This window comes from Dyella psychrodurans (assembly GCF_003363265.1).
Taxonomy (GTDB): domain Bacteria; phylum Pseudomonadota; class Gammaproteobacteria; order Xanthomonadales; family Rhodanobacteraceae; genus Dyella_B; species Dyella_B psychrodurans.
In genome coordinates this window covers 333,908-355,637 of the sequence record NZ_QRBF01000005.1, presented here as the reverse complement: position 1 = coordinate 355,637, position 21,730 = coordinate 333,908, and the positions used below count along the sequence as shown (strand labels likewise).

22 protein-coding genes, 1 tRNA gene and 1 pseudogene are annotated in these 21,730 nt (G+C 61.8%); 17 read left to right on the top strand and 7 right to left on the bottom strand.

The annotated features are described in order from the left end of the window. Nucleotides 1-105 precede the first annotated feature (105 nt). Genes DWU99_RS14935 through DWU99_RS14925 form a run of 3 tightly spaced genes read left to right on the top strand, consistent with a single transcriptional unit; the run spans nt 106 to nt 2,451 of the window. On the top strand, nt 106-384 hold the full coding sequence (locus DWU99_RS14935; protein ID WP_233511153.1) for a PepSY domain-containing protein: 279 nt from the start codon (nt 106-108) through the stop codon (nt 382-384). Then, nucleotides 384-1,070 (top strand): response regulator transcription factor, encoded by a 687-nt coding sequence (locus tag DWU99_RS14930; protein ID WP_115478854.1) that lies wholly within the window; start codon nt 384-386, stop codon nt 1,068-1,070. Before DWU99_RS14935 ends, DWU99_RS14930 begins: the two co-directional genes overlap by 1 nt. Continuing rightward, the gene (locus DWU99_RS14925; RefSeq protein ID WP_115478853.1) at nt 1,024-2,451 is read left to right on the top strand and encodes an ATP-binding protein; all 1,428 of its coding nucleotides are present in this window, start codon (nt 1,024-1,026) and stop codon (nt 2,449-2,451) included. The genes DWU99_RS14930 and DWU99_RS14925 overlap by 47 nt, the downstream gene beginning before the upstream one ends. A 57-nt stretch (nt 2,452-2,508) precedes the next feature. Here DWU99_RS14925 and DWU99_RS14920 read toward each other — a convergent pair whose 3' ends face one another. Next, entirely contained in the window at nt 2,509-2,850 is a 342-nt protein-coding gene (locus tag DWU99_RS14920; RefSeq protein WP_115478852.1) for a hypothetical protein, read from the bottom strand. A gap of 185 nt (nt 2,851-3,035) precedes the next feature. Here DWU99_RS14920 and DWU99_RS14915 point away from each other — a divergent pair, with 185 nt between their 5' ends. From DWU99_RS14915 to DWU99_RS14900, 4 genes are all read left to right on the top strand, one after another. Then, complete coding sequence (locus DWU99_RS14915) at nt 3,036-4,007, top strand: biotin--[acetyl-CoA-carboxylase] ligase (RefSeq protein ID WP_115478851.1); 972 nt, start codon at nt 3,036-3,038, stop codon at nt 4,005-4,007. After that, nucleotides 4,004-4,762 carry a type III pantothenate kinase gene (locus DWU99_RS14910; protein WP_115478850.1) on the top strand — a complete coding sequence of 253 codons (759 nt, stop codon included), beginning with the start codon at nt 4,004-4,006 and terminating at the stop codon, nt 4,760-4,762. The genes DWU99_RS14915 and DWU99_RS14910 overlap by 4 nt, the downstream gene beginning before the upstream one ends. A gap of 35 nt (nt 4,763-4,797) precedes the next feature. Continuing rightward, nucleotides 4,798-5,526, top strand: a complete 729-nt coding sequence (locus tag DWU99_RS14905) for an SPOR domain-containing protein (protein WP_115478849.1) — start codon at nt 4,798-4,800, stop codon at nt 5,524-5,526. 30 nt (nt 5,527-5,556) lie between these two features. Then, nucleotides 5,557-5,632, top strand: a tRNA-Thr gene (locus DWU99_RS14900). A gap of 66 nt (nt 5,633-5,698) precedes the next feature. On the opposite strand, the gene DWU99_RS21355 is transcribed toward DWU99_RS14900, so the two are convergent. After that, the gene (locus tag DWU99_RS21355) at nt 5,699-6,856 is read right to left on the bottom strand and encodes a GGDEF domain-containing protein (protein ID WP_115478848.1); all 1,158 of its coding nucleotides are present in this window, start codon (nt 6,854-6,856) and stop codon (nt 5,699-5,701) included. Nucleotides 6,857-7,015: 159 nt separating this feature from the next. Here DWU99_RS21355 and rocF point away from each other — a divergent pair, with 159 nt between their 5' ends. Beyond that, nucleotides 7,016-7,939: an arginase gene (gene rocF, locus DWU99_RS14890; protein WP_115478847.1), complete on the top strand. Its 924-nt coding sequence runs from the start codon at nt 7,016-7,018 to the stop codon at nt 7,937-7,939. 113 nt (nt 7,940-8,052) lie between these two features. Next, entirely contained in the window at nt 8,053-9,423 is a 1,371-nt protein-coding gene (locus DWU99_RS14885) for a tryptophan--tRNA ligase (protein ID WP_115478846.1), read from the top strand. 67 nt (nt 9,424-9,490) lie between these two features. Here DWU99_RS14885 and DWU99_RS14880 read toward each other — a convergent pair whose 3' ends face one another. Beyond that, nucleotides 9,491-9,964 (bottom strand): BON domain-containing protein, encoded by a 474-nt coding sequence (locus DWU99_RS14880; RefSeq protein WP_115478908.1) that lies wholly within the window; start codon nt 9,962-9,964, stop codon nt 9,491-9,493. Continuing rightward, nucleotides 9,936-10,010 (bottom strand): annotated as a pseudogene (locus DWU99_RS21460) (hypothetical protein); the annotation flags it as partial. The pseudogene DWU99_RS21460 and the gene DWU99_RS14880, both read right to left, overlap by 29 nt. Before the next feature lie 272 nt (nt 10,011-10,282). Here DWU99_RS21460 and DWU99_RS14875 point away from each other — a divergent pair. Then, complete coding sequence (locus tag DWU99_RS14875; RefSeq protein WP_199535810.1) at nt 10,283-10,501, top strand: hypothetical protein; 219 nt, start codon at nt 10,283-10,285, stop codon at nt 10,499-10,501. 148 nt (nt 10,502-10,649) lie between these two features. Here the strand turns inward: DWU99_RS14875 and DWU99_RS14870 are convergent, their stop codons facing one another. Both DWU99_RS14870 and DWU99_RS14865 read right to left on the bottom strand, forming a co-directional pair. Continuing rightward, complete coding sequence (locus tag DWU99_RS14870; protein WP_115478844.1) at nt 10,650-12,233, bottom strand: inorganic phosphate transporter; 1,584 nt, start codon at nt 12,231-12,233, stop codon at nt 10,650-10,652. A 63-nt stretch (nt 12,234-12,296) separates the two neighbouring features. Beyond that, the gene (locus DWU99_RS14865) at nt 12,297-13,238 is read right to left on the bottom strand and encodes an AraC family transcriptional regulator (protein ID WP_115478843.1); all 942 of its coding nucleotides are present in this window, start codon (nt 13,236-13,238) and stop codon (nt 12,297-12,299) included. 141 nt (nt 13,239-13,379) lie between these two features. Here DWU99_RS14865 and DWU99_RS14860 point away from each other — a divergent pair, with 141 nt between their 5' ends. Beyond that, nucleotides 13,380-13,916, top strand: coding sequence for a carboxymuconolactone decarboxylase family protein (locus tag DWU99_RS14860; protein WP_115478842.1), 537 nt, complete (start codon nt 13,380-13,382; stop codon nt 13,914-13,916). Nucleotides 13,917-14,033: 117 nt separating this feature from the next. Here the strand turns inward: DWU99_RS14860 and DWU99_RS14855 are convergent, their stop codons facing one another. Continuing rightward, on the bottom strand, nt 14,034-14,555 hold the full coding sequence (locus tag DWU99_RS14855; RefSeq protein WP_115478841.1) for a Spy/CpxP family protein refolding chaperone: 522 nt from the start codon (nt 14,553-14,555) through the stop codon (nt 14,034-14,036). 181 nt (nt 14,556-14,736) lie between these two features. On the opposite strand from DWU99_RS14855, the gene DWU99_RS14850 reads away from it, so the two are divergent. The 6 genes from DWU99_RS14850 to DWU99_RS14825 all read left to right on the top strand — a co-directional run bounded on the left by DWU99_RS14850 (nt 14,737) and on the right by DWU99_RS14825 (nt 21,663). Further along, the gene (locus DWU99_RS14850; RefSeq protein ID WP_115478840.1) at nt 14,737-15,432 is read left to right on the top strand and encodes a response regulator; all 696 of its coding nucleotides are present in this window, start codon (nt 14,737-14,739) and stop codon (nt 15,430-15,432) included. Continuing rightward, nucleotides 15,429-16,802 carry a sensor histidine kinase gene (locus tag DWU99_RS14845; RefSeq protein ID WP_115478839.1) on the top strand — a complete coding sequence of 458 codons (1,374 nt, stop codon included), beginning with the start codon at nt 15,429-15,431 and terminating at the stop codon, nt 16,800-16,802. Before DWU99_RS14850 ends, DWU99_RS14845 begins: the two co-directional genes overlap by 4 nt. Before the next feature lie 290 nt (nt 16,803-17,092). Then, nucleotides 17,093-17,611, top strand: coding sequence for a formaldehyde-activating enzyme (gene fae, locus DWU99_RS14840; protein ID WP_115478838.1), 519 nt, complete (start codon nt 17,093-17,095; stop codon nt 17,609-17,611). 36 nt (nt 17,612-17,647) lie between these two features. Beyond that, complete coding sequence (locus tag DWU99_RS14835) at nt 17,648-18,685, top strand: aldo/keto reductase (RefSeq protein WP_115478837.1); 1,038 nt, start codon at nt 17,648-17,650, stop codon at nt 18,683-18,685. After that, nucleotides 18,682-20,118 (top strand): NAD-dependent succinate-semialdehyde dehydrogenase, encoded by a 1,437-nt coding sequence (locus DWU99_RS14830; RefSeq protein WP_115478836.1) that lies wholly within the window; start codon nt 18,682-18,684, stop codon nt 20,116-20,118. The genes DWU99_RS14835 and DWU99_RS14830 overlap by 4 nt, the downstream gene beginning before the upstream one ends. 30 nt (nt 20,119-20,148) lie before the next feature. Then, nucleotides 20,149-21,663, top strand: coding sequence for an MFS transporter (locus tag DWU99_RS14825; protein WP_233511152.1), 1,515 nt, complete (start codon nt 20,149-20,151; stop codon nt 21,661-21,663). Nucleotides 21,664-21,730 lie beyond the last annotated feature (67 nt).

The window sequence follows — 21,730 nt, the reverse complement described above, 5'->3', positions numbered from 1 at the left end:
AGCCCCGGTTCCGCAGTATGTCGCATCAGCCGGGTGTCGACCGGCATTCATCACGGAACTATGGGTTCTAAGTTACTAGCATGGATGGTCGCGGCTGGGGGGGTCATGGCCGGTGTGGCCTCCGCCCAGTCCTCTCCGCCACAGTCCGGCCTGAGCCTTGACCAAGCGGTGCAGCAAGTCCAGCAACGCGAAGGTGGCAAAGTGCTTTCGGCGGAGCCGCGTCACATCGGGCGCAAGGTGGAGTACCGCATCAAGGTGCTCACTCCCGAAGGTCACGTGCGCGTGCTCGCCGTGCCCTCGGATGCCGCGCATGCGCCGGCTGCGGCACAATCCCTCCCAAAGAAATCCCCCAATGGCGGAAGCAACAAAAAGGAGAAACACTGATGCGCATCCTCCTGGTCGAAGACGAAGCGCCGTTGCGTGAAACACTCGCAGCGCGCCTGAAGCGCGACGGGTTTGCCGTGGATACCGCCCAGGATGGTGAAGAAGGCATCTACCTGGGTCGCGAAGTGCCGTTCGATCTGGCCATCATCGATCTTGGCCTTCCCAAGATGTCGGGCATGGACCTGGTCCGGGCGTTGCGCGAAGCCGGTCAGCGCTATCCCATCCTGATCCTCACCGCACGCGGCAGCTGGCAGGACAAGGTCGAAGGCTTGAAGCACGGCGCCGACGACTACCTGGTCAAGCCCTTCCACGTCGAGGAACTGCTGGCGCGCATCAACGCGCTGGTGCGACGCGCGAGCGGCTGGTCCAAGCCGGTGCTGGCCTGCGGTCCGATCAAGCTCGATACCACCGCGCAGACGGTGACGGTGGACGGCAAGCCCGTGGACCTCACCAGTTACGAATACAAGGTGCTCGAATACCTGATGCTGCACGCCGGCGAACTGGTGTCGAAGGCGGACCTCACGGAGCACATCTACCAGCAGGATTTCGACCGCGATTCGAACGTACTCGAGGTTTTCATCGGCCGATTGCGCAGGAAGCTGGATTCGGAGGGTACGATGAAGCCCATCGAAACGGTGCGTGGACGCGGGTATCGCTTTGCCATCCCTCGAAGCGAAGACGAATGATGCAGCCGAGCGCCGCCCGTTCTCACTGGCGGCGCGTGCGGCCCTTGCCACCGGCCTCGTGTTGGCTGCCTTCCTCGGCGCCATCGGGTGGACGCTGTCGCGCACCTATTCGGCCAGCGAACTCAACAAGCTGCAGGATCGGCTGCACGACAATGTGATTTCCTACATCACCGGCACCGACGTGCGCCGCGACGGTACGCCGTTGATGCCCGATACGCCGCCGGACCCGATGTTCTCGCGCCCCGGTTCGGGCCTGTATGCCGTGGTGTTGGGCGACAACGGCTTCCATTGGGAATCTTCTTCCGCGCTGGGGCGGGATTTCAGTTTCCTGCATCCGCTGGAGCCCGGGGATCATCAGTTCGTCGGCCCGGTCGATACCGAACTTGGACGGCTTTACTACTACAGCTTCGGCGTGGCGCTGGACATGGCCGATCACCCGCCCGTGCATCTCACCTTCACGGTGGCGCAGACCGAAGACGAGCTGGAAGGCAACAACGAGGTCTACCGGCGCAGCCTGGTCGGATGGCTTGCAACGCTCGGCGTGATGCTGATCGTGCTGCAATTGCTGCTGTTGCGCTGGAGCCTCACGCCCTTGCGCAAGGTGGCCAACGACATGAGCCGCGTCGAGCGTGGTGCCAGCGATCATCTGGATAGCCAATATCCGCTCGAACTGACTGGCCTTACCGAGCGTATCAACGATTTCATCGATAGCGAACGCGAACAGCGCACGCGTTATCGCAACACGCTGGCCGATCTCGCGCACAGCTTGAAGACGCCATTGGCCGTGATCCGTTCGCAAGTGGAATCGGCCAGCGAGATGCCATCGGCCGCACGCACGCCGGTGCTCGATCAAGTGCGCCGGATGGACGAACTGGTGGCCTACCAGCTCTCGCGCGCCGCGACGGGCGGACGACAGACATTCGCCAGCGCCGTGAAGATCGCGGGGCATGCCGAGGATCTCGTGCAAAGCCTGGAAAAGGTCTACGCCGCGAAGAACGTGCTGTGCGAATTCGATATCGACGATGGCGCGGCGTTCTACGGCGAACAGGGCGACTTGCTCGAACTGATGGGCAACCTGCTCGAGAATGCGTTCAAATGGGCGCAGCACCACGTGCTGCTGGTGGTAAAGATGCAGCCGCAGTCCGGGCGTCAACGATCCGGCATGTTGCTCAGCGTGGAGGACGACGGTCCCGGCATCGACGACGACAAGATCGAGAAGGTTCTGCAGCGCGGCGTGCGCGGCGACGAGCGCGTGCAGGGACACGGCATCGGTTTGTCCATCGTGCAGGACATCGTGCGCGCTTATAACGGCGAATTGACCGTGGATCGTTCGCCGGAATTCGGCGGAGCACGCTTCAGCGTGCAGTTGCCGCCCCATTGAACGCGGCAAGGCACGGATATCGATCCGCGTCGAAAGCTTTGGGTTAAACGACGAGCCTTACTGGATCGAACCGGGCAGCAGCGATTGCCAGCCCAGGCCGGAGCTGTGGGCGGAGCCGGACGACGTCGCATCGGCACCGCTCAAATGGGTGGCGCTTTCGTCAGTGCTGCTGGAACTGCTTGCGTGGCTGGACGTGGCCGACCGGGTGGCGCTGCTTGCGCGCGGGATGTTGAGTGTGTCGCCGCCGGTGGATGCCGATTCGCGGCTGGCGGAACGCTCGCCGGACTGGTTGGTGCAGTTGTAGCCGGACGTGCCTGCCGTCGAGGTACCCGTCGCCGACGCACTGGCGATGGTGCCTAGGCTCAGCACGCTTGCGAGTAACAGTGGTGTGGCACGCATGGCGATCAGCCCCCGAGGCGGTAGCCTATCAACCGGATAGTCCCAGAAACCCCTCGGGGATGCCAGTGCCAGGGTCGTACGACTTCGAAGCACTGCCTCCCGGTAGAATTGCCCGATGCTACGTTCAGGTTCCCATCCCCTTGAGCGGCCGCGCCACGTCGAATGTCTCCAGGAAGACTGAGACCATGCAGCCGCAACAACTTCTGGCCGCCCTGGCCACCGGCGAGCCGCTGTCCGGTTCCCGCCTGGCCGCCGAAATCGGAGTCACACGCGCCGCGATCTGGAAACAGGTCGAGGCCTTGCGCCATCGCGGCGTCCTGATCGAATCCGCCGGTGCCGCCGGCTATCGATTGCCGTGGCCGATCCAGATGCTGGAGGAGTCGTCGATCCGGGCCGATCTGGCCGCCGCCGCCGGCCGCCGGCTGGGCGCCCTGGACGTGTACTGGGAGCTCGATTCCACTTCCAGCGAGCTGCAGCGCCGGGGCATGGCTGCGCCGGACCTCAGCGTCGTACTCGCCGAAACCCAGACTGCGGGACGCGGAAGGCGCGGACGAAGCTGGCTGTCGCCGCCGGGGCTGAATATCTATCTGTCCTGCCTGAAACGCTTCGACGCCGGCTTCGCTTCGCTGTCGGGCTTGTCGTTGGCTACCGGTGTCATCGTGTTGCGTGCATTGCATGTACTGGGCGTTTCCGGTCCCCGACTGAAATGGCCGAATGATGTGCTGGCCAATGGCGGCAAGCTGGCCGGCATCCTGGTCGAACTCAGTGGCGAGTATCAGGGACCGTGTGCGGCGGTGATCGGGATCGGGCTCAATCTGCGATTGACGCCCGCGTTGCGTGAGCAGGCCGGTCAGCCGGTGAGCGATCTGGCCGATCTCGCGCACGGTGTGCCGCCGGATCGCAACCGTGCCGTTGCCGCGTTGATCACCAGCTTGATCGAAGGTCTGGATCAATTCGAACGCGAAGGCTTTGCCGCGTTCGTCGACGAATACGCCGAACACGATGCCTTGCGCGGCATCCCGTTGCGCGTCAGCAGTGCCGCCGGTGAACTCGACGGCGTCGGGGCGGGCATCGATGCGCGCGGTGCGCTGCAGTTGCAAACCGGGGCGGGCTTGCATCGCATCGACAGCGCGGACGTCACGGTGCGCCGCGCATGAAACTCCTGCTCGATCTTGGCAATACGCGATTGAAATGGGCGATGGCCGCGGCGGGCGGCTGGTCCGCGCGCGGCGCGATAGCATGGGATGGCGATGTGCCGGCCGAGCTGACGAGTGTGTGGCGAAGCATGATGCGACCCGAGCGTGTTGTAGGCGCATCGGTCGTCGATACCGCGCGCGAAGCGGATATCGAAAAACTCGTCGCCGACGTCTTCGCGCATGACATCACCTGGGTGCGTACGCCAGCCGAGGCATGCGGCGTGCGCAATGCTTATCCCGAACCGCAGCGGCTGGGCGTCGATCGATTCCTGGCGATGGTCGCCGCGCATGCTGCCGGGCACGCGCCATGCGTGCTGGCAGGTATCGGCACCGCACTGACGCTGGACGCACTCGGCGCCGATGGGCAGCACCTCGGTGGATTGATCGCGCCAGGTCCGTTCCTGATGCAGCAATCCTTGCTCGGTGCCACCGCGCGCGTACGCCCGGAGCGCCCGGGTGCCATACGCGACATGGCCGACAACACCGCCGATGCCGTCGCTTCCGGATGCTGGCTCGCGGTGGCTGCCCTGGTGGAACGCTTCGCACGGCGCATGGCCGATCAGCACGCCGGTGGCTCCCTGCGACTTTTGCTGGATGGCGGCGACGCCGATGTCTTGCTGCCGCTGCTGGGCGTCTCGGGCGAACTTTCCACGGACAGCGTTTTGCGTGGGCTGCTTGTGTGGGCGGACTCACATCCCGTGCCCGTCGCATCCTAGAATCCAACACCACTGATGCCGCGGTGGATGGCCGAATGCTCCTGCGCCTGCTGTTCGTTCTGCTGATCGCCCTCAATATCGCCGTTGGCGCATGGCTGCTGCTGGGCCAGAACGACGTGCACCGGCGATTCGTCACCGACCCGGGCGTTCCGAAACTGCGCCTTCTGTCCGAATTGCCGCCCCCATCTTCCGCGGCGGCACGAGCAGCGTCCGTATTGCCGCCAGCCACGGCGGCTGCGTCGCCGGCACCTGTGCAACCGGCGTCCTCCGCGAGCTCCGCACTCACACCCGCGTCCACGACCGCGCTCAGCTATGCCTGCATGGCGCTTGGCCCGTTCGCGACGCAAGAAGACTTGCGCATCGCACGCAATGCATTGAGCACCCAGGTTCAACGCATGCGTGCTCGACAAGAACAGACCACGCAAACCCGTGGATGGTGGGTCCATCTGCCGCCCAGTCAAAGCCATGCCGCGGCGCTGGCCCAGGCGCGCGCGCTTGCCGCGCGCAACATCCAGGACTATTTCGTGGTCGGTTCCGGCGACGACCAGAACACCGTTTCGCTCGGACTGTTCAAAGATCCCGCTAACGCGCGCAAACGGCGCGATCAGATCCAGGCGGCGGGTTTCCCGGTCCAGATGAGCGAGCGCACCGAAACGGTGCCGGAGTACTGGCTCGACCTGATCCCCACCGACAGCAACCACTTCGACTGGCGCAGCACGATCCACGATCCGTCGATCGGATCGCACAGCACGGGCTGTTTTTGAGCCAAGCCCTGTTAGAATGGACGGCCCAATGCCGGCATAGCTCAGTTGGTAGAGCAACCGCCTTGTAAGCGGTAGGTCGTCCGTTCAAGTCGGACTGTCGGCACCATCTTCCTGTTTCGATGTACTTGGCACGTACCGGGACGTACAACTGCCAGTGCTTCGAAACGTCGCGCTACAAATGCCTGCGCGGCACATTCATGACCGGCATGGCCGGTATGCCGTCATCGGCCACCACGACGCAATTGCGACCACGCTGCTTGGCGGCATAGAGCGCGGCGTCCGCGCGTGCGAACAGTTCGTCGGGCATGTATCCGCTATTGGCGTTGGCTTGTGCGAGTCCCATGCTAAGCGTAAGCGTGGGTATCGGTGGTGTGAGTGAGCCCGATTGGGCAGAGACGGCGGTGCGGATGGCGTTTGCGAGCGTGGCGCAATCCTCTAGCGAGCGTCCCGCGCAGGCGATCATGAATTCATCGCCGCCGAAGCGGCCGAAGAGATCGTCGCTTACCAGTTGTTCTCGCACGACACCAGTAACGAGACCCAGCGCGGCATCGCCTACCAAATGGCCGTGGCGATCATTGATCGTTTTGAAGTTGTCCAGATCCAGCATGATCAGATTGAGCGGCTGGCTATAGCGCGACAGATGATCGATGCGTTCGCGCAATTCCGCCGCGAACGCTTGTCGGTTGAGCACGCCTGTCAGCGGGTCGTGCATCGACAGCTTCTTCAATTGCTGCGATTTCTCCTGCAACTGGTTATGGGCCGATTTCAGGAATCGTTGCTGGCGCGAGAGACGCTCGGTTTCCAGCGCCAGTTGCTGGCTTCTGCGCAAGGAGGCGCGCCATGCCAGCAGCACGATCGCCAGGGCGAGCAGCAGCAACCAGGGCAGGATCGAGGTCGCGCGCGGTGGTTTGTCGGGACCGGTGACTGCTGTGTCGGCATTTGCGTTGGATGGCGTCTGCGGTGTTTCAGTCGCTGTGGTGGGCGACGGTGCCGGGGCGGCGGCTACGGGCGATGCGGGCGATGCGGGCGTAGAAAGTGGCGTCGCGGCGCTGTTGTTTGTCGGTGCATCCGATGTCGGCTGCGAAGGCGACACGGGCGATACGGCCGGCAGCGGCGGGGCGTCGGAATGCGGAGGCGGTGCCCATGGCGGGGGCGGGGGCAGGTTTCCCCGGGGTGGCGGCGGGAACCCCGGCGGAGGCGGCATGCCCGGCGGTGGCGGGCGCATGCCGGCCGGCGGCGGTGGTGGCGCTTGCTGTGCGCAGGCCTGCCCGGCGGTCCAGGCCAGGCCCGTGGCAAATAGCACGATGGAGGCGACGCGACGGAGCGACACGCAAGATCCTTGCTTGGGCGCGATCCGCCCAATTTACCAAAGACGTCGCGGCAGGCGATGCCCCGCCTCATCCGGCACCGGGAAGGGGCATAACGCTTGCAAGAGGGGCGAGCGGCTACACTTGAGCACTTCGACAAGCCTTCGCGAGATAAGTGGTGTATGGGTAAGCAGGTGATTGCACTGGTCGGCGTTCCGACGGATATCGGCGCAGGACATCGCGGTGCATCGATGGGGCCCGAGGCCCTGCGTGTCGCCCAGCTAGGCGAGAAGTTGCGCCGACGTGGCCTGGACGTGGTGGATCGCGGCAATCTGCACGGTCCGATGAATCCCTGGCAGCCGCCGGAAAACGGGTATCGCCACTTGTCCGAAGTCATCGCGTGGAATACCGCGGTGCATGGCGCCATCCATCACGAGCTGCAGGCGGGCCGTCTGCCGATCATGCTGGGCGGGGATCATTGCCTGGCCATCGGTTCGATCAGCGCGGTGGCGCGTCATTGCCGCGAACAGGGGCGCAAATTGCGCGTGCTCTGGCTCGACGCGCATGCCGATTTCAACACGTCGCAGGTGACGCCGTCGGGCAACATCCACGGCATGCCCGTGGCGTGCCTGTGCGGCACCGGTCCGCGCGAGCTGGTCGAGATCGGCGATCAAGCGCCTGCGACGTCGCCGGACGTGTTCCGCCAGATCGGCATCCGCTCGGTCGACGAAGGCGAGAAGCGCCTGGTGCGCGAGGCGAAGATGGACATCTACGACATGCGCCACATCGACGAAGTGGGCATGAAACGCACGATGGAGGAAGCGCTTGAAGGCGTCGACGCCGACACGCATCTGCACGTGAGCTTCGACGTCGACTTCCTCGATCCGTCGATTGCGCCGGGCGTGGGCACCACCGTGCGCGGCGGTCCGACATATCGCGAAGCGCAGCTGTGCATGGAGATGATCGCCGACACGGGCCGACTGGGGTCGGTGGACATCGTCGAATTGAACCCGGCCTACGACAAGCGCAATCAGACCGCGAAACTGGCGGTCGAGCTGGTCGAATCGCTGTTCGGCAAGTCCACCCTGATGCGCGGGCCGGACTGAGCCGGCGGCTGCCGGGTCACGTTCGGTTCTTTTTGCCCGTACACTGCGCGAATCCGCCCCGCGCAAACGTGCGCGGGCGCGGCATCGTCATTCGTAAAAGCCGATAACGCCCCATGCAAACTCGTGTTCTTACAGGCATCACCACCACCGGTACGCCGCATCTCGGCAACTACGTCGGCGCCATTCGCCCCGCGATCGCCGCGAGCCGTCGCCCGGAGGTGGATGCGTTCTTCTTCATGGCCGATTACCACGCGCTGATCAAGAGCGACGATCCGGCGCGCATCGAACGTTCGCGCCTGGAAATCGCCGCGACATGGCTGGCGGCGGGACTCGATCCGAAGAAGGTCACGTTCTATCGGCAATCGGATATTCCGGAAATTCCGGAGCTGACGTGGTTTCTCACCTGCGTCACGGCGAAGGGTCTGCTCAACCGCGCGCATGCCTACAAGGCGGCGGTCGACAAGAACACCGAAGCGAACGAAGACGCGGATGCGGGCGTCACGGCTGGCCTGTACATGTATCCCGTGCTGATGGCGGCCGACATTCTCGCGTTCAACGCACAGCAGGTGCCGGTGGGGCGCGATCAGATCCAGCACATCGAGATGGCGCGCGACATCGCGCAGCGTTTCAACCATATCTACGGACGCGAATTCTTCGTGCAGCCGGAAGTGGTGATCGAAGAGCAGGTGGCGACGCTGCCCGGCCTCGATGGCCGCAAGATGTCCAAGAGCTACGACAACACCATCCCGTTGTTTGCCGGCGGCGCCAAGCAGCTGCGCGAGACGATCATGCGCATCGTCACCGACTCGCGCATGCCGGGCGAGCCGAAAGATCCGGAAAGCTCCTCGTTGTTCACCATCTTTCGTGCGTTTGCGAGCGAGGCCGAAAGCGCCGCGTTCCGCCGTGCGCTGGAAGAGGGCATCGGCTGGGGCGAAGCCAAGCAGGTGCTGTTCGAGCGGATCGAAGCGGATGTCGCGCCGATGCGCGAGCGTTACGAAAGCCTGATCGCCAAGCCTGCCGCCATCGAGGAGATTCTGCAGGAGGGCGCGCGCAAGGCACGCGCGATCGCCGGTCCCAAGATGGCCGAGTTGCGCGACGCGATCGGCTTGCGCGCGATGTCGTCGGTGACGATGCATGCGGATCACTCCAGGGTGCTTTCGAAATCGGTCAAATCGCCGCGCTTTGCGAGCTTCCGCGATACGGATGGCAGCTTCCGCTTCCGTCTGTTTTCTTCCGAGGGCGACGAGTTGCTGCTGTCGAAATCCTTCAAGGATCCGAAGGCTGCAGGTGCGGTGCAGAAACAGTTGAAGTCGATAGGCGGCAGTGCCGTGACGCTGCACAGCCTGCCGCTGTCGCTGGTGCTCGAACTCGATGGCGAACCGGTGGCCAGCACGCCCGACTATGTCGACGAAATGGCGCGCGACGAAGCGCTGGCCTATCTGCGCGAGGCGCTGGATAAGCTTGCGGCGCAGGGAAGCGAATAAATGGTGTCACCCGCTGGGCCGGATTCTCGCTAACCCATCCGGCCCAGCCTTGCCTGAAGACCTCGAATTATTCGGTGCCCGCTGACGGCGTGCCGCTGCTCCGGCTGCTTGCGGCCGTCACGGTCAGGCCCGACGCGTCGACACTTTTGACGCCTTTCACCTGCTTGGCCAGATGCACCGCATGACTCTTCTCCTTGGAGGATGTCGCGGTACCGGTAAGCGTCACCGCACCGTCTGTCGTGCTTACCGAGATATCGGATGCTTTCACGCCCTTGGCGGCAGCCAGCTTCGACTTCACCTTTGTGGTAATCCAGGTGTCATCCACTTTGCCGGGCATTGTTTCATTGCTAGTTGATGGGGTGGTGCTCGAAGGCGCCTGTTGCTGCATGGGTTGCTGCTGTTGGGCTGCTTGTTGCTCTTGCATGGCCGCTGACGACTGCGGCGTGCTCTGTGCCATCGCCAGGGATAGTGGAAGGGCCGCAAATGCCGTCATCGCACCAGCGGCGGCGATGGATTTGCGAAGAAGGGACAAAGTACGCATGGCAATCTCCTTGGGCATGTGAAGCTGCTCGCGCGGAAACATGCAAAGCCTCACGCAAGCAGGCGCATCACTGAGGATTCGCGCGCACATCGCAACAAGGCGTATGTAAAAACAATGTTTCAAAATGTCGAACGTTGTTTCGTTCGTTCAGTGACGTGTCGAGGATGCGAACGTGTTGTTTCGCAATTGTTGCGTGCATTCATGTGTGATCGCGTGCACGACACGCAATGCGCGACGTCATCAGCGTGACACCGTCCTCTGTTTGACTGAACGAACCTGGCTACCTGGGTCGGGTACATGCCTGTCGAGGAGAGTTGCGTGAACACTGAGCACGAGATTCATCATCATCACCACGAAGCGGCAAAACATCTGGAAGAAGCGGCCAAGCATCATCGTGAAGCTGCCAAGCATGCCGAGAAGGGCGATCACGAGACGGCCAGCCATCATGCGCACCTCGCGCACGGCCACAAGCTGCATGCGATCGAACACGCCGAGCATGCGGCCAAGCAGCACGCCAGCAAACATCACGCGCATTAAGCGTCGCCGACGATCATCTCAGGAAGTTACACGGTCAAGGACGACCCCCTGAGCGGCGTGCGCGAATGTATCCGGAACGATAACGCGGGATTTGCTTACCCGGGCAAGCACGGCATTGCACCGTGCTTGCGGATCTAGATGGGCTAGCTCAGAACAGGTGCTTCAGTACCACAAACAGTACGCCCGCAAGCAAGATCGACGCAGGCAACGTCAACACCCAGGCCATCAGAAGATTGCGTACTGTCGACCACTGCAAGCCTGAACCGTTCGCGGCCATGGTGCCGGCGACGCCCGAGGTCAGCACGTGTGTGGTGCTGACGGGCAGGTGATACATGTCGGCGGCTTGGATCAATCCCATCGCGATCAACTCGGCCGATGCGCCTTGCGCATAGGTCAGATGTTCCTTGCCGATCTTTTCGCCGACCGTTACCACGATGCGTTTCCAGCCGACCATCGTCCCAAGACCCAGCGCGAGCGCGACGGCGACTTTGACCCAGGGCGGAATGAACTGCGTGGCGGTTGCACCTAAACCACGCCATGTGGTCAGCACCTTGGTCTGGTCGGATGTAAGTCCGGGTTGCGAGAGCACCAGCGGAATCGCTGCATTCGCAAGGTAGATGTCGTTGCGCACGTTGCCCATTTGTTCCTGTGGCACGGCGCGGAGGGATGTGCGGCTACCCACCTGCTGATCGATCTTGGCGATCAGTTCCGACAGCGCGGGTGCGGTGTCCGGCAGCAACTTGTGTTGTTGGACAGCGCTCGTGACGACGTCGCGTGGGTCGCCCGTAAAGGTTGCGCCGTGATCGTAAGTGGTGAGCACTTGCTGCACTTCGACCGACACCTGGTGGAAGGTTTTCACCTGGCCACCCGACACGGCACCATTCAATGCATAAGCCGTGGGCACCGTGCCGATCAGGATCAGCATGATCAGGCCCATGCCTTTCTGCCCGTCGTTGGAGCCATGGCTGAAGCTCACACCAGTGCAAGTCAGCACGAGCAGTGCGCGAATCGGCCACGGCGGCGGCTTGTTGCCTTCCGGCGCGCGATACAACTCGGGAATCCTGACCACTGCCTTGAGGATCAACATCAAGAGGCCGGCGAAAATGAATCCCGCGATCGGCGAGAAGACCAATCCCTTGAACACGCCGATCGCCGCATTCCAATCCACGCCGCTCGTGCCGCTTTTCACCGCGGTGAGCTGATTGGCGAGACCCACACCGATGATCGACCCGATCAACGTATGCGAAGAGGAATTGGGCAATCCGAAATACCACGTGCCGAGATTCCACAGGATCGCCGCGAGCAGCAGCGCGAACACCATCGCGAAGCCGGCCTGGCTGCCTACCTGCAGAATGAGTTCGACCGGTAGCAACGAGACCACGGTGAAGGCGACGGCGCCCGAGGACGTCAGCACACCCAGGAAGTTGAAGGCACCGGACCAGATCACGGCAAGACCGGCTGGCATCGAATGCGTGTAGATCACCGTCGCGACCGCGTTGGCGGTGTCGTGGAATCCGTTGACGAATTCGAAACCCAACGCGATCAGCAGGGCAACGCCAAGCAGAATGAATGGTGCGGCCGAGTGCGAACGGACGATGGAGAGATCATCGACCAGATGGAGGCCTGCGTATCCGGCGCCCACCAGCAGTATCAACCCGAAAATGATGCCGAAGATGCGCCCCGAACCCTGGCTTGGCGACGCGGTGGTGGCTACAGCGACTTCCGTCTGCATGGTACGCCCCTCAGTGGTCAGCCTCACGGAAGCTAAGCACTGCTCAAGACAAAGGCGTGACAATCATACTCGAGATAAATTTTCAGACGTTTGTTTCAGCATGTCGCGGCGATAGGTGCCAGGACCGCTTCGATAATGTTTTTTGAACACGCGCCCGAAAGCCGCCTCCGACGCGTAGCCGCAGCGCTCGGCGACCTGATTGGCAGCGAGTCCTTCGCGCACCAGCAAGCGTGCCGCCAATTCCATGCGCACGCTGGTCACCCATTCCAGCGGCGAGAGGCCGCCTAACTGCGCGAAGCGGCGTGCAAACGTTGCACGCGAAACATGCGCACGTTCGGCCATCGTGCCCACCGTCCACGGTTGTGCAGGATCCAATAACACCGCTTCCACGGCGCGGCTCATGCGCGCATCCGCCAGCAACGCCAGCACGGTGCCGGTGAGATGCTTCTCCGCCATCAGCCGGCGCATCAGCAGCGTGAAAAGCGCGCTGGAAAGTTCGTCGATAAGTGCCGCGCTGCCGGGCTTGGGATCCGCGCTTTCGCTGCGCATGATCTCGATGAGCGCAAACAGCGGCGTGCGCTCGCTGGCGCGGATGTGCAGGACATCGGGAAGCGAGCGCAGCAGCGAGCTTCCTGTTTCGCCCATGATGAACTTGCCGCAAAGCATGTCGAGCGCAGCGCCCTCGCCGCGGATGACAACTTGCGTGACGGCACCATTGAAATGCTGTTCGCCCTCGTAGTCAGGCGCCGCATCGTTTTCGCCAAGCACGACGCTCTCAAGCGTATGGCTGGTGCCATGCGGAAAAACCAGCACGTCGCCGGCTTCGAATATCTGCGTGCCGTGCCCAGTGCGCAGCCGCAGCTTTCCGTCCAGGATCACGTGATACGGCACATGGCCCGGTGGGGCCTCGGGATGCGGCGCGACCCAGATGCCGGCCAGCAGGCAGTGCAGGTTCACGGTACCCGAAGGGGCGAGGGTGCGGATCAGGTGGCTCAGGTTGTCCATGGGGATCGAATGAGACGATTGAGCAATAAAAGTATACGCTTATGTGCAGATACTGGCAGAAAGCGGACCTACGATATCTCCACGGAAACGGCAAAGCGAGTCGCCGCAACCACCCCTTCGAAATCTTTCTGGAGAATCCTCATGAACCGCCTTCATACCATCAACGTCGACGATGCTGCCGGTGAAACCGAGCAACTCTTTGTCGCCATCAAGCGCGCCATCGGCATGGTGCCCAATACCTATCTCACCCTGGGCAGCAACGCCCCGGCCGTGCTCGGTCAGGTGCTGCAGACGGGCGCCGTGTTGAAGAAGAGCGAGCTGAGCGCCCGCGAACAGGAAGCCATCAATCTGGCGGTCAGCGAAGCCTCGGCGTGTGACTATTGTCTGGCGGCGCACAGCATGACCGGAAAGATGGCCGGCTATACCGTCGAGCAGCTGCACGAGCTGCGCAACGGTGGGTTCAGCGCCGACGCCAAGATCGACGCCCTGGTGAAATTCGTGGTGCGCGTGGTGAAAACCACGGGAACGCTGCCAGCGGATGCCGTGCAAAACGTAAAGCGGGCGGGCTACAGCGATCGCCAGATCGTGGAAGCCTTGTATGCGGTCAGCGCGATCTTGTTCACCAACATGCTCAACCGCGTGAACGACACCGTGCTCGATTTCCCGAAAGCAGCTTGAATCTTGCATCGCGGACATAAAAAAGCGATCGCCGATGCAGCGGCGATCGCTAAGTTATTCCGGGTTAGAACGTCCGCTAAGATCCTACTAACCTGGATGTTTTCTTTTTTGAATTGATTACTGGCCAGGCGTGCTCGAGGTCGACGACGATGCCGGGTGCGAGGCCTTGAACTGCTGCCACTGCGCCTTGCGGGCTTCGAAGGCGGCTTTGTTCGCTGTCACCTGGCTCTGCTGCGTGCTGGTCAACACGTTGTTGTAGATCTGGGCGGTAACTGCAGCGCGCGCGGTGACGCGGGCACTGGTGAGATTGGCTTCGGCCTGGGCCAGGCTGGCAGCCGCGGCCTGGTAGCCCGACGCGCTCGGCGACAGGGCTTCAAACGCCTGGCGCTGCTGGCGGACGGCTTCGAACTGCGGCTTCAGCTGGGTGAAGCTCTGCTGCACGATCTGCTTGATCGAGGCCTTCTGGGCGTCGGTGAGGTTGACGCCCTTGAGCAGCATCATGCCGCCGCCGTGATGGCCATGACCGCCGTGAAAGCCGGGGCCGCCGCCGAAGTCCTGCCCACCCGGGCCGGCGAGCGCCAGCGCGGAGCAGCCCAGGGCCGCAGCCAGGATGATCGACAGGGTCATTGTCTTGCGCATGGTGAAACTCCTGCTTGTGTGTGGGGGGTGTTGTGATCATTGGAAAGCAGGGGCGCGTTTAAGATCTTTGCGGTCAGGTAAAGAAGGGTAAAGTCAGGATCGCGTAAGCTGCAGGCAGCCAAGCTCGGCATGTAATGCGATAGTAAGTGCCGAGTCTTGATGAGTCGTTCGATACGAGTCCATGTCCCGAATATTGATTGGCGATGACGATCGCGAACTGTGCGCCCTGCTGGCCGAATACCTGCGTCGCGAAGGATTGCAGGTGGATGTGGTGCACGACGGCGAGGCAGTGCTCGCGCAGTTGCGCGATGCCGCCACGCGCCCCGATCTGCTGATACTCGATGTGATGATGCCGGGCCGTAACGGCCTGGATACGTTGCGCGAATTGCGCGCGCAGCATCGCCTGCCGGTGATCATGCTGTCCGGTCGTGGCGAGCCTGTGGACAGAGTGGTGGGTCTGGAGCTTGGCGCGGATGACTATTTGTCCAAACCTTGCCTGCCACGCGAATTGCTTGCGCGCGTGCGCGCACAGTTGCGACGTCACACGGTCGAGGCTGTCGGCGTGATCAACGCAGGTGTGCTGCGCCTGTTGCCGGGAGAGCGGCGCGCGTATGCCGGCGAGCAGGAACTCAATCTCACGGGGGCCGAATTCGCCCTGCTGTTGATCCTCGTCCAACGCGCGGGAGAAGTCATCGACAAAACGTCGCTGACACGCATTGCCCTGGGCCGCGAACTGGAGCGCTTCGATCGCAGCATCGATGTACACGTCAGCCGCCTGCGGCACAAGCTGGCCGAGGCATCGCCGCAATCGCCGCGCATCGATTCCGTGCGCGGCGCCGGCTATGTGCTGCTGGCCAACGGTGGGTTGCAGGCATGAACTCGTTCAAGAGTCCCTTCCGCAGCCCCTTGTTCTGGCGGTTGCTGATCTTTTTCTGCATCGCCAATCTGCTGGTGCTGGTATCGAGCAGCTGGCTGACAACCCGGTTCATTGCTTTTTCGACGGAACAGGACATCAACTGGACCGCGATCGCGCAATCGGCCGAAGACGCTTACGACAACGGCGGCGCCGACGGCCTGGATGCGTGGATTCAACAAGAGCGCAGCGAAGGGATCGATGCCACGCTGTACGAAAACGGTCAGCCCCTGCGTGACATTCGCCTGCCGGGCAATTTGCGCGACGCGTTGCCGGGATGGCTCAACGCGGGCCATAACATCGAGTTGAGACCTTTTCCGGGGTTCTACATCGCCGTGCAGCAGGTAACGGGTGCCGACGGTCATACGCGACAGCTCGTTGCCATGAGCAATTCGCGCTCGCGCATCCCGCGTCACATGCGAGAGAAAATTTTGCTCGGCGTTCAGCTGGTGCTTTCGCTGCTGCTTATCGGTGGTATTGGTTGGTGGGTGGCCCGCAGCGTGTCGCGCCCGATCGAAGCCATGCGTGGCGCCACCCGAAAAATGGCTGCCGGCGAGTTCGCCACGCGCGTCGACAGGCAATGGAGCGATGCACACGATGAGCTCGGCCAGCTCGCGCGTGATTTCAACACCATGGCCGAGCGCATCGAGCTGCTGGTGACGCACGAGCGCGGCGTGCTGCAGGATCTCTCGCACGAACTGCGTTCGCCGCTGGCGCGCCTGCACCTGATTCTGGATCTGGCGCAACATAGCGGCGACCGGGAAAAAGCATCCGAGCATTTCCGGCGCGCGGAGCATGAGATCGCACGCATGGACCGCATGACGACGGAAATGCTCGCGCTTTCCCGACTCGAAGGCGGCTTGCCGGGCATGGAGCGCGATGCAGTGGATCTGGCCGAACTCGTCAAGGAGCGTGTCGATGCCGCGCATGTCGAGGCACAGGCACGCGGCATTCAGTTTCACATGTCCAATGGACATCCTGTGATCGTGCACGGCAGCGGTGTCCTGCTGGAACGCGCGCTGGACAACGTCATTGCCAACGCCGTCAAGTTCAGTCCGGACAACGGTCGTGTCGACGTAATCGTCGACAGCCAGCAAAACCAGGCTCGCGTATGTGTTCGCGATCATGGGCCGGGTGTGCCATCCGATGAGCTGGAGGCGGTATTCAGGCCGTTCTATCGCGGTACGAATGCTGCCCATGCAGCCGGACATGGACTTGGGTTGGCTATCGTGCACCGCGTCATGCAGGTGCACGACGGTAGCGTCGTCGCACGCAATGGCGAAGACGGCGGCCTGGAGGTCACTATGCAGTTGCCTGCGGTCGAAGCTGCCTGATATCCCATTTTTCTCCCGAGTCGTTTCATCGATCGTCGCGTAGGGGTTGCTGACAGTCGTAACTGTCCTAAAACTGCCGGGCTAACTCAGGAGGACCAGCCTTCGCCTCGATGTGACTGTCGGAGGCGTTCTGTGGCATTGCGATGCGGTCCATCGCGTTGTGTAGGAATCGATCCACGAACGTTGCCGAATTTTCCTCATGCCTGTATCAGGAGACATCGACTCTTTTGTCTGTCGCGTGAACTGCACAATCGGTGCTTCACTTCATTTGCGGCACGGCGAAAAGATAGATGGATACCAACAAGCAGCTTTACATCGGCGAGGGTTTTGAAGGTCCTGGCGTCAACCTCGCACACATCAACGTGCTGGTCGGCCCACGCAACGGTCCGGCCGGTCAGGCTTTTGCCACCGCGCTGGCCACCCCGTCGGCAGGTCACGCACCCTTCGTGATCATCGCCAAACCGGGCGTTCCGACCAAGCCACTCACGCTTTACGTCAACAAGGCGCAAATCGTTGGCGATTTCCACGGCAATGCGACCTGGGGTGCTTCGCAGGCTGGCATTGCCAAGGCGGTGGCCGAGTCGCTGGAAGAAGGCGTGCTGCCGCACGAGGCGGAAAACGATTGGGTGATCGTGTCGGCCAACTGGGTCAATCCCGCCACGGACGATCTCGACGCCGTTTACGACAACAACTACCGCGCGTGCAAGAACGCCATTCGTGCCGCCATGCTCGGTTTGCCCGCACGCCAGGACGTCTTCGCTGCCGCGCGCGAAGTATCCAACCCCTTCTACACGCCCAAGCAGGCGTAAGTCGCGCTACGCGAAAGAAAGCAGGAGCAACAAGTCATGGAATACGTTCGTCTTGGCCAATCGGGCCTGAAAGTCTCGCGCCTTTGCCTGGGCACGATGAATATGGGCACCCCGCGCTGGAAACCCTGGATCTTCGACGAAGCGCAGAGCGAACCCATCGTGCGCCACGCGCTGGATGCCGGTGTCAACTTCATCGATCTGGCGGACTTCTATTCCACCGGTGTCGGCGAAGAGGTCGTGGGCCGCATTCTGAGGCGCCTGACTCGTCGCGAGGAAATCGTGGTGACGACGAAGGTGGGTTACGACATGGGCGCCTATCCGAATGCGGGTGGCCATTCGCGCAAGCACATCATGGATGGCATCGACGGCTCGCTCTCGCGCATGGGCATGGAGTACGTCGACATCTACATGCTGCATTACTTCGACGTCAACACGCCGGTCGAAGAAACGATGGATGCGTTGAACGGCATCGTACGTTCGGGCAAGGCACGTTACGTCGGCGTCTCCACCATGTACACGTGGCAGCTCGCCAAGATCATGCAGGCGTGCGAGCGCCATGGCTGGGCCAAGCCCATCAACATGCAGCTGCAGTACAACCTCGCGTATCGCGAGGAAGAGCGCGAAATGATCCCCTACTGTGCCGATCAAGGCATCGGTGTATCGGTGTTCAGTCCATTGGCGCGCGGCCTGCTCACGGGTGATGCGAGTTCAACGCGCAATCAGACCGACCTTTTCACCGCTCAGATGTATGGCGATGAAGCTTCGCTGGAGATCGCCGCATCCGCTGCTCGCGTGGCGGCGAAACGCGGTGTGTCTGCTGCGCAGATCGCACAAGCGTGGGTGCTCGGTCAGAGCGGCATCGCCAGCATGCTGGTCGGCGCCGATTCACCTGCGCAGTTCGACAGCGCCCTGGCGGCGCTGAACACGAAATTGGGCGACGAAGAGCTGTACGAACTGGAGCGCAACTACACGCCATGCGATCTGATCAACGATTACACAGCCGGTAAACGCATCGCGCGCGAACCCCGCGCGCCACGTGACGAATTTGCGCAAGGCAAGGGGAGAGCGGCATGAAGGATCTGATTCGCAATGGTCACTACATTGACGGCAAATGGGTGACCGGCCCCACATTGTTTCCGGTTCACAATCCGGCGACTGGCGACATCATCGCCGAGATCGCGCGAGGCGGTGAAGCGGAAGCCAAGCAAGCGGTTGCTGCGGCAGCCAAGGCATTCCCCGCCTGGCGTGCGTTGACTGCCAAGGAACGCAGCATCAGAGTTCGCCGCTGGGGCGAGTTGATGCTTGAGCACAAAGAATCACTCGCGGAGCTTCTGACGCGCGAGCAGGGCAAGCCGATCGCTGAAGCGCGCGGAGAAGTCGGTTATGCCGCCAGTTTCCTGGAATGGTTTGCGGAAGAAGCCAAGCGCGCCTATGGCGATGTGATCCCGAGCCCGTTTCCCGGCTCGAAAATCCTCGTAACGCGCGAACCCGTGGGTGTCGTCGCGGCAATCACGCCGTGGAACTTCCCTCTCGCCATGATCACACGCAAGGCCGCGCCGGCACTCGCCGCGGGTTGCACGATGGTGCTCAAGCCCGCCGAAGACACGCCACTATCGGCCCTTGCACTGGCGGCGCTCGCTGAACAGGCAGGTATTCCCGCCGGTGTGTTCAACGTTGTCGCGGGCGATGCGCGTGTTATCGGCAAGGTGCTCACGGAGTCGGAAATCGTTCGCAAGCTCTCGTTTACCGGTTCAACGCGCACCGGCAAGCTGCTGGCGAGCCAGTGCGCGAATACCTTGAAGAAAATGTCGCTGGAACTGGGCGGGAACGCTCCCTTCATCGTATTTGACGACGCCGATATCGATGCGGCCGTGCGCGGCGCGATGGCGTCGAAGTTCCGGAACACCGGACAAACCTGCGTTTGTGTCAATCGCTTCTACTTGCAGAGTGGTATCTACGATGCCTTCACCACGGCGCTATCTGCGGCAGTTCGCCAGCTGAGGGTCGGTAATGGCCTGACAGGCGAGGTCGAACAAGGGCCGCTGATCAATCAGGCTGCGCTCGAAAAGGTCCAGGCCCATGTCGCGGATGCGATAAGCAAAGGTGCGAAGGTGCTTGTCGGTGGCAAGCCTCATGCGTTGGGCGGCACCTTCTACGAACCGACCGTTTTGACGAGCGCCAGGCACGACATGTTGATCGCCGAGGACGAGACCTTCGGTCCCGTTGCAGCGTGCTTCCAATTCGATACGGAAGACGAAGTAATCGCCGCCGCCAACAACACACCGTATGGCCTTTCCGCGTACTTCTACACGCAGGACATGAAGCGCATCTGGCGCGTTGCCGAAGCGATCGAGAGCGGGATGATCGGCATCAACGAAGGAATCATCTCCACCGAGGTTGCGCCGTTTGGCGGTGTGAAAGAGTCAGGTCTGGGCCGCGAAGGTTCCAAGTACGGCATCGATGAATACGTCGAACTCAAGTACCTGATGATGGGCGGTTTGAAATAACGAAGCGAATGACACGGGCGACCATGTGGTTTGCGTAACCCGGGCGCGTTCGGCGCTCATGCTAGGGAAGGGAGTGACATGGGCAGCGGAGATGGACGAGCTGTAACCGCAGAAGGATTGGCCGGATATGCCGGCAAACGACAAGGATCGTCGGAGGGTAAGGTTCTCCTCGACGATGTGCCGCTGAACTTCTTTCATTGCAAGATCGCGGGGCTTACCTTCGGTGCGCATCTGACCGAAGGTTATGCAATAGGCACAATCGCTTACGCGTTGACGCCGTTTCTCAATCAGATGCAGGCGATGAACGGGCAACTTCAACCGTTGCCCGTTGTTGTGCAAAGCATCCTGAATCTTCTGGGCATCGATGCCGGGCTTGCGGCCGTGTGGAATGGCCTGATCGGCAGTTCCACCCTGATGGGCATTTTCCTCGGAAGCTTGCTATTCGGTCGTCTATCCGATCGTGTCGGCCGCCAGAAGATTTTCCTGCTGAGCTTTGTGATCATTACCGTTACGGCTTTCGCGCAATTCTATGTGCAAACACCTTTGGCACTGTGTTTGTTACGTGTGTTGCTCGGTATTGGCATGGGCGGCGATTTCGCCGTCGGACATGCCATTCTTGCTGAGTTCTCACCGCGAAAGCACCGCGGTTTGCTGTTGGGCTCGTTTAGCGTGATCTGGACCGTCGGCTATGTGGCCGCCAATATCATCGGCATGGAGTACGTTCAACACTCGTCGAATCCCGACGCATGGCGCTGGGTGTTGGCTTCCGCCGGTGTTCCCGCTTTGATTGTGCTGATATTGCGCATGGGTACGCCGGAATCGCCACGCTGGCTGTTCAACAAGGGACGCCGGGCGGAAGCGAATGCGGTGGTGGAAAAGTACTTCGGCAAGAAGGTGATGCTCGATACAAGCGTACGCGACGACCATCACGCGTCGAGCGGGTTCGGCCGTCTTTTCCGCCGTGATCTGATTCGACGTACGCTGTTCAATTGTGTGTTCTTCGTCTGCATCGTGATTCCGTACTTTGCGATCTACACATTCCTGCCCACCATCCTTCAGCTGTTTAATTTACCGAACGATGGACGTGCCGACCTGTTGTTGAATGGCTTGCTGATTGCAGGAGCAGTCGTTGGTATTTGGCTTACGGTCATCCTGCCACGACGCGTATTCCTGATCTCATCCTTTGCAGTTACCGCTGTGTCGCTGGCTGCGTTAAGCCTGTTGCCCGGCTCTCTGCCCGTTGCATTGATAGCGTCGTTCGCGTTGTTCACGGCGGCTTTGTCGGCCGTGTCCAATCTGGTGGGTGTTTATCCGCCCGAGTGCTTCCCCACGGAAGTGCGTGCGTGCGGTGTAGGTTTTGCTATTGCATTCAGCCGCCTTGGTTCGGCAGTGGGTGTATTCGTTCTGCCGATGACCATGGCACGCTATGGCGTACAGGCTGCGATGCTATCGCTGGCTGCGGTACTGGTTATCGGTATGGTGGTGTCGATTCTTTGGGCGCCGGAAACGCGGCATCTGCGTCTTAACGATTGCACCAAGACCTGAGGGATGGTCGCGTTTCGATGAGTGAAGCGATATGGAGACCATAAAAAAGCGCCCCCGTGTGGGGCGC

What these genes read in the sequence shown, in the direction of transcription:
- DWU99_RS14935 (WP_233511153.1), top strand. Translation starts at nt 106, where the DNA reads ATGGCCGGTGTGGCCTCCGCCCAGTCCTCTCCGCCACAGTCCGGCCTG.
- DWU99_RS14930 (WP_115478854.1), top strand. Translation starts at nt 384, where the DNA reads ATGCGCATCCTCCTGGTCGAAGACGAAGCGCCGTTGCGTGAAACACTC.
- DWU99_RS14920 (WP_115478852.1), bottom strand. Translation starts at nt 2,850, where the DNA reads ATGCGTGCCACACCACTGTTACTCGCAAGCGTGCTGAGCCTAGGCACC.
- DWU99_RS14915 (WP_115478851.1), top strand. Translation starts at nt 3,036, where the DNA reads ATGCAGCCGCAACAACTTCTGGCCGCCCTGGCCACCGGCGAGCCGCTG.
- DWU99_RS14910 (WP_115478850.1), top strand. Translation starts at nt 4,004, where the DNA reads ATGAAACTCCTGCTCGATCTTGGCAATACGCGATTGAAATGGGCGATG.
- DWU99_RS14905 (WP_115478849.1), top strand. Translation starts at nt 4,798, where the DNA reads ATGCTCCTGCGCCTGCTGTTCGTTCTGCTGATCGCCCTCAATATCGCC.
- rocF (WP_115478847.1), top strand. Translation starts at nt 7,016, where the DNA reads ATGGGTAAGCAGGTGATTGCACTGGTCGGCGTTCCGACGGATATCGGC.
- DWU99_RS14885 (WP_115478846.1), top strand. Translation starts at nt 8,053, where the DNA reads ATGCAAACTCGTGTTCTTACAGGCATCACCACCACCGGTACGCCGCAT.
- DWU99_RS14880 (WP_115478908.1), bottom strand. Translation starts at nt 9,964, where the DNA reads ATGCGTACTTTGTCCCTTCTTCGCAAATCCATCGCCGCCGCTGGTGCG.
- DWU99_RS14870 (WP_115478844.1), bottom strand. Translation starts at nt 12,233, where the DNA reads ATGCAGACGGAAGTCGCTGTAGCCACCACCGCGTCGCCAAGCCAGGGT.
- DWU99_RS14865 (WP_115478843.1), bottom strand. Translation starts at nt 13,238, where the DNA reads ATGGACAACCTGAGCCACCTGATCCGCACCCTCGCCCCTTCGGGTACC.
- DWU99_RS14860 (WP_115478842.1), top strand. Translation starts at nt 13,380, where the DNA reads ATGAACCGCCTTCATACCATCAACGTCGACGATGCTGCCGGTGAAACC.
- DWU99_RS14855 (WP_115478841.1), bottom strand. Translation starts at nt 14,555, where the DNA reads ATGCGCAAGACAATGACCCTGTCGATCATCCTGGCTGCGGCCCTGGGC.
- DWU99_RS14850 (WP_115478840.1), top strand. Translation starts at nt 14,737, where the DNA reads ATGTCCCGAATATTGATTGGCGATGACGATCGCGAACTGTGCGCCCTG.
- DWU99_RS14845 (WP_115478839.1), top strand. Translation starts at nt 15,429, where the DNA reads ATGAACTCGTTCAAGAGTCCCTTCCGCAGCCCCTTGTTCTGGCGGTTG.
- fae (WP_115478838.1), top strand. Translation starts at nt 17,093, where the DNA reads ATGGATACCAACAAGCAGCTTTACATCGGCGAGGGTTTTGAAGGTCCT.
- DWU99_RS14835 (WP_115478837.1), top strand. Translation starts at nt 17,648, where the DNA reads ATGGAATACGTTCGTCTTGGCCAATCGGGCCTGAAAGTCTCGCGCCTT.
- DWU99_RS14830 (WP_115478836.1), top strand. Translation starts at nt 18,682, where the DNA reads ATGAAGGATCTGATTCGCAATGGTCACTACATTGACGGCAAATGGGTG.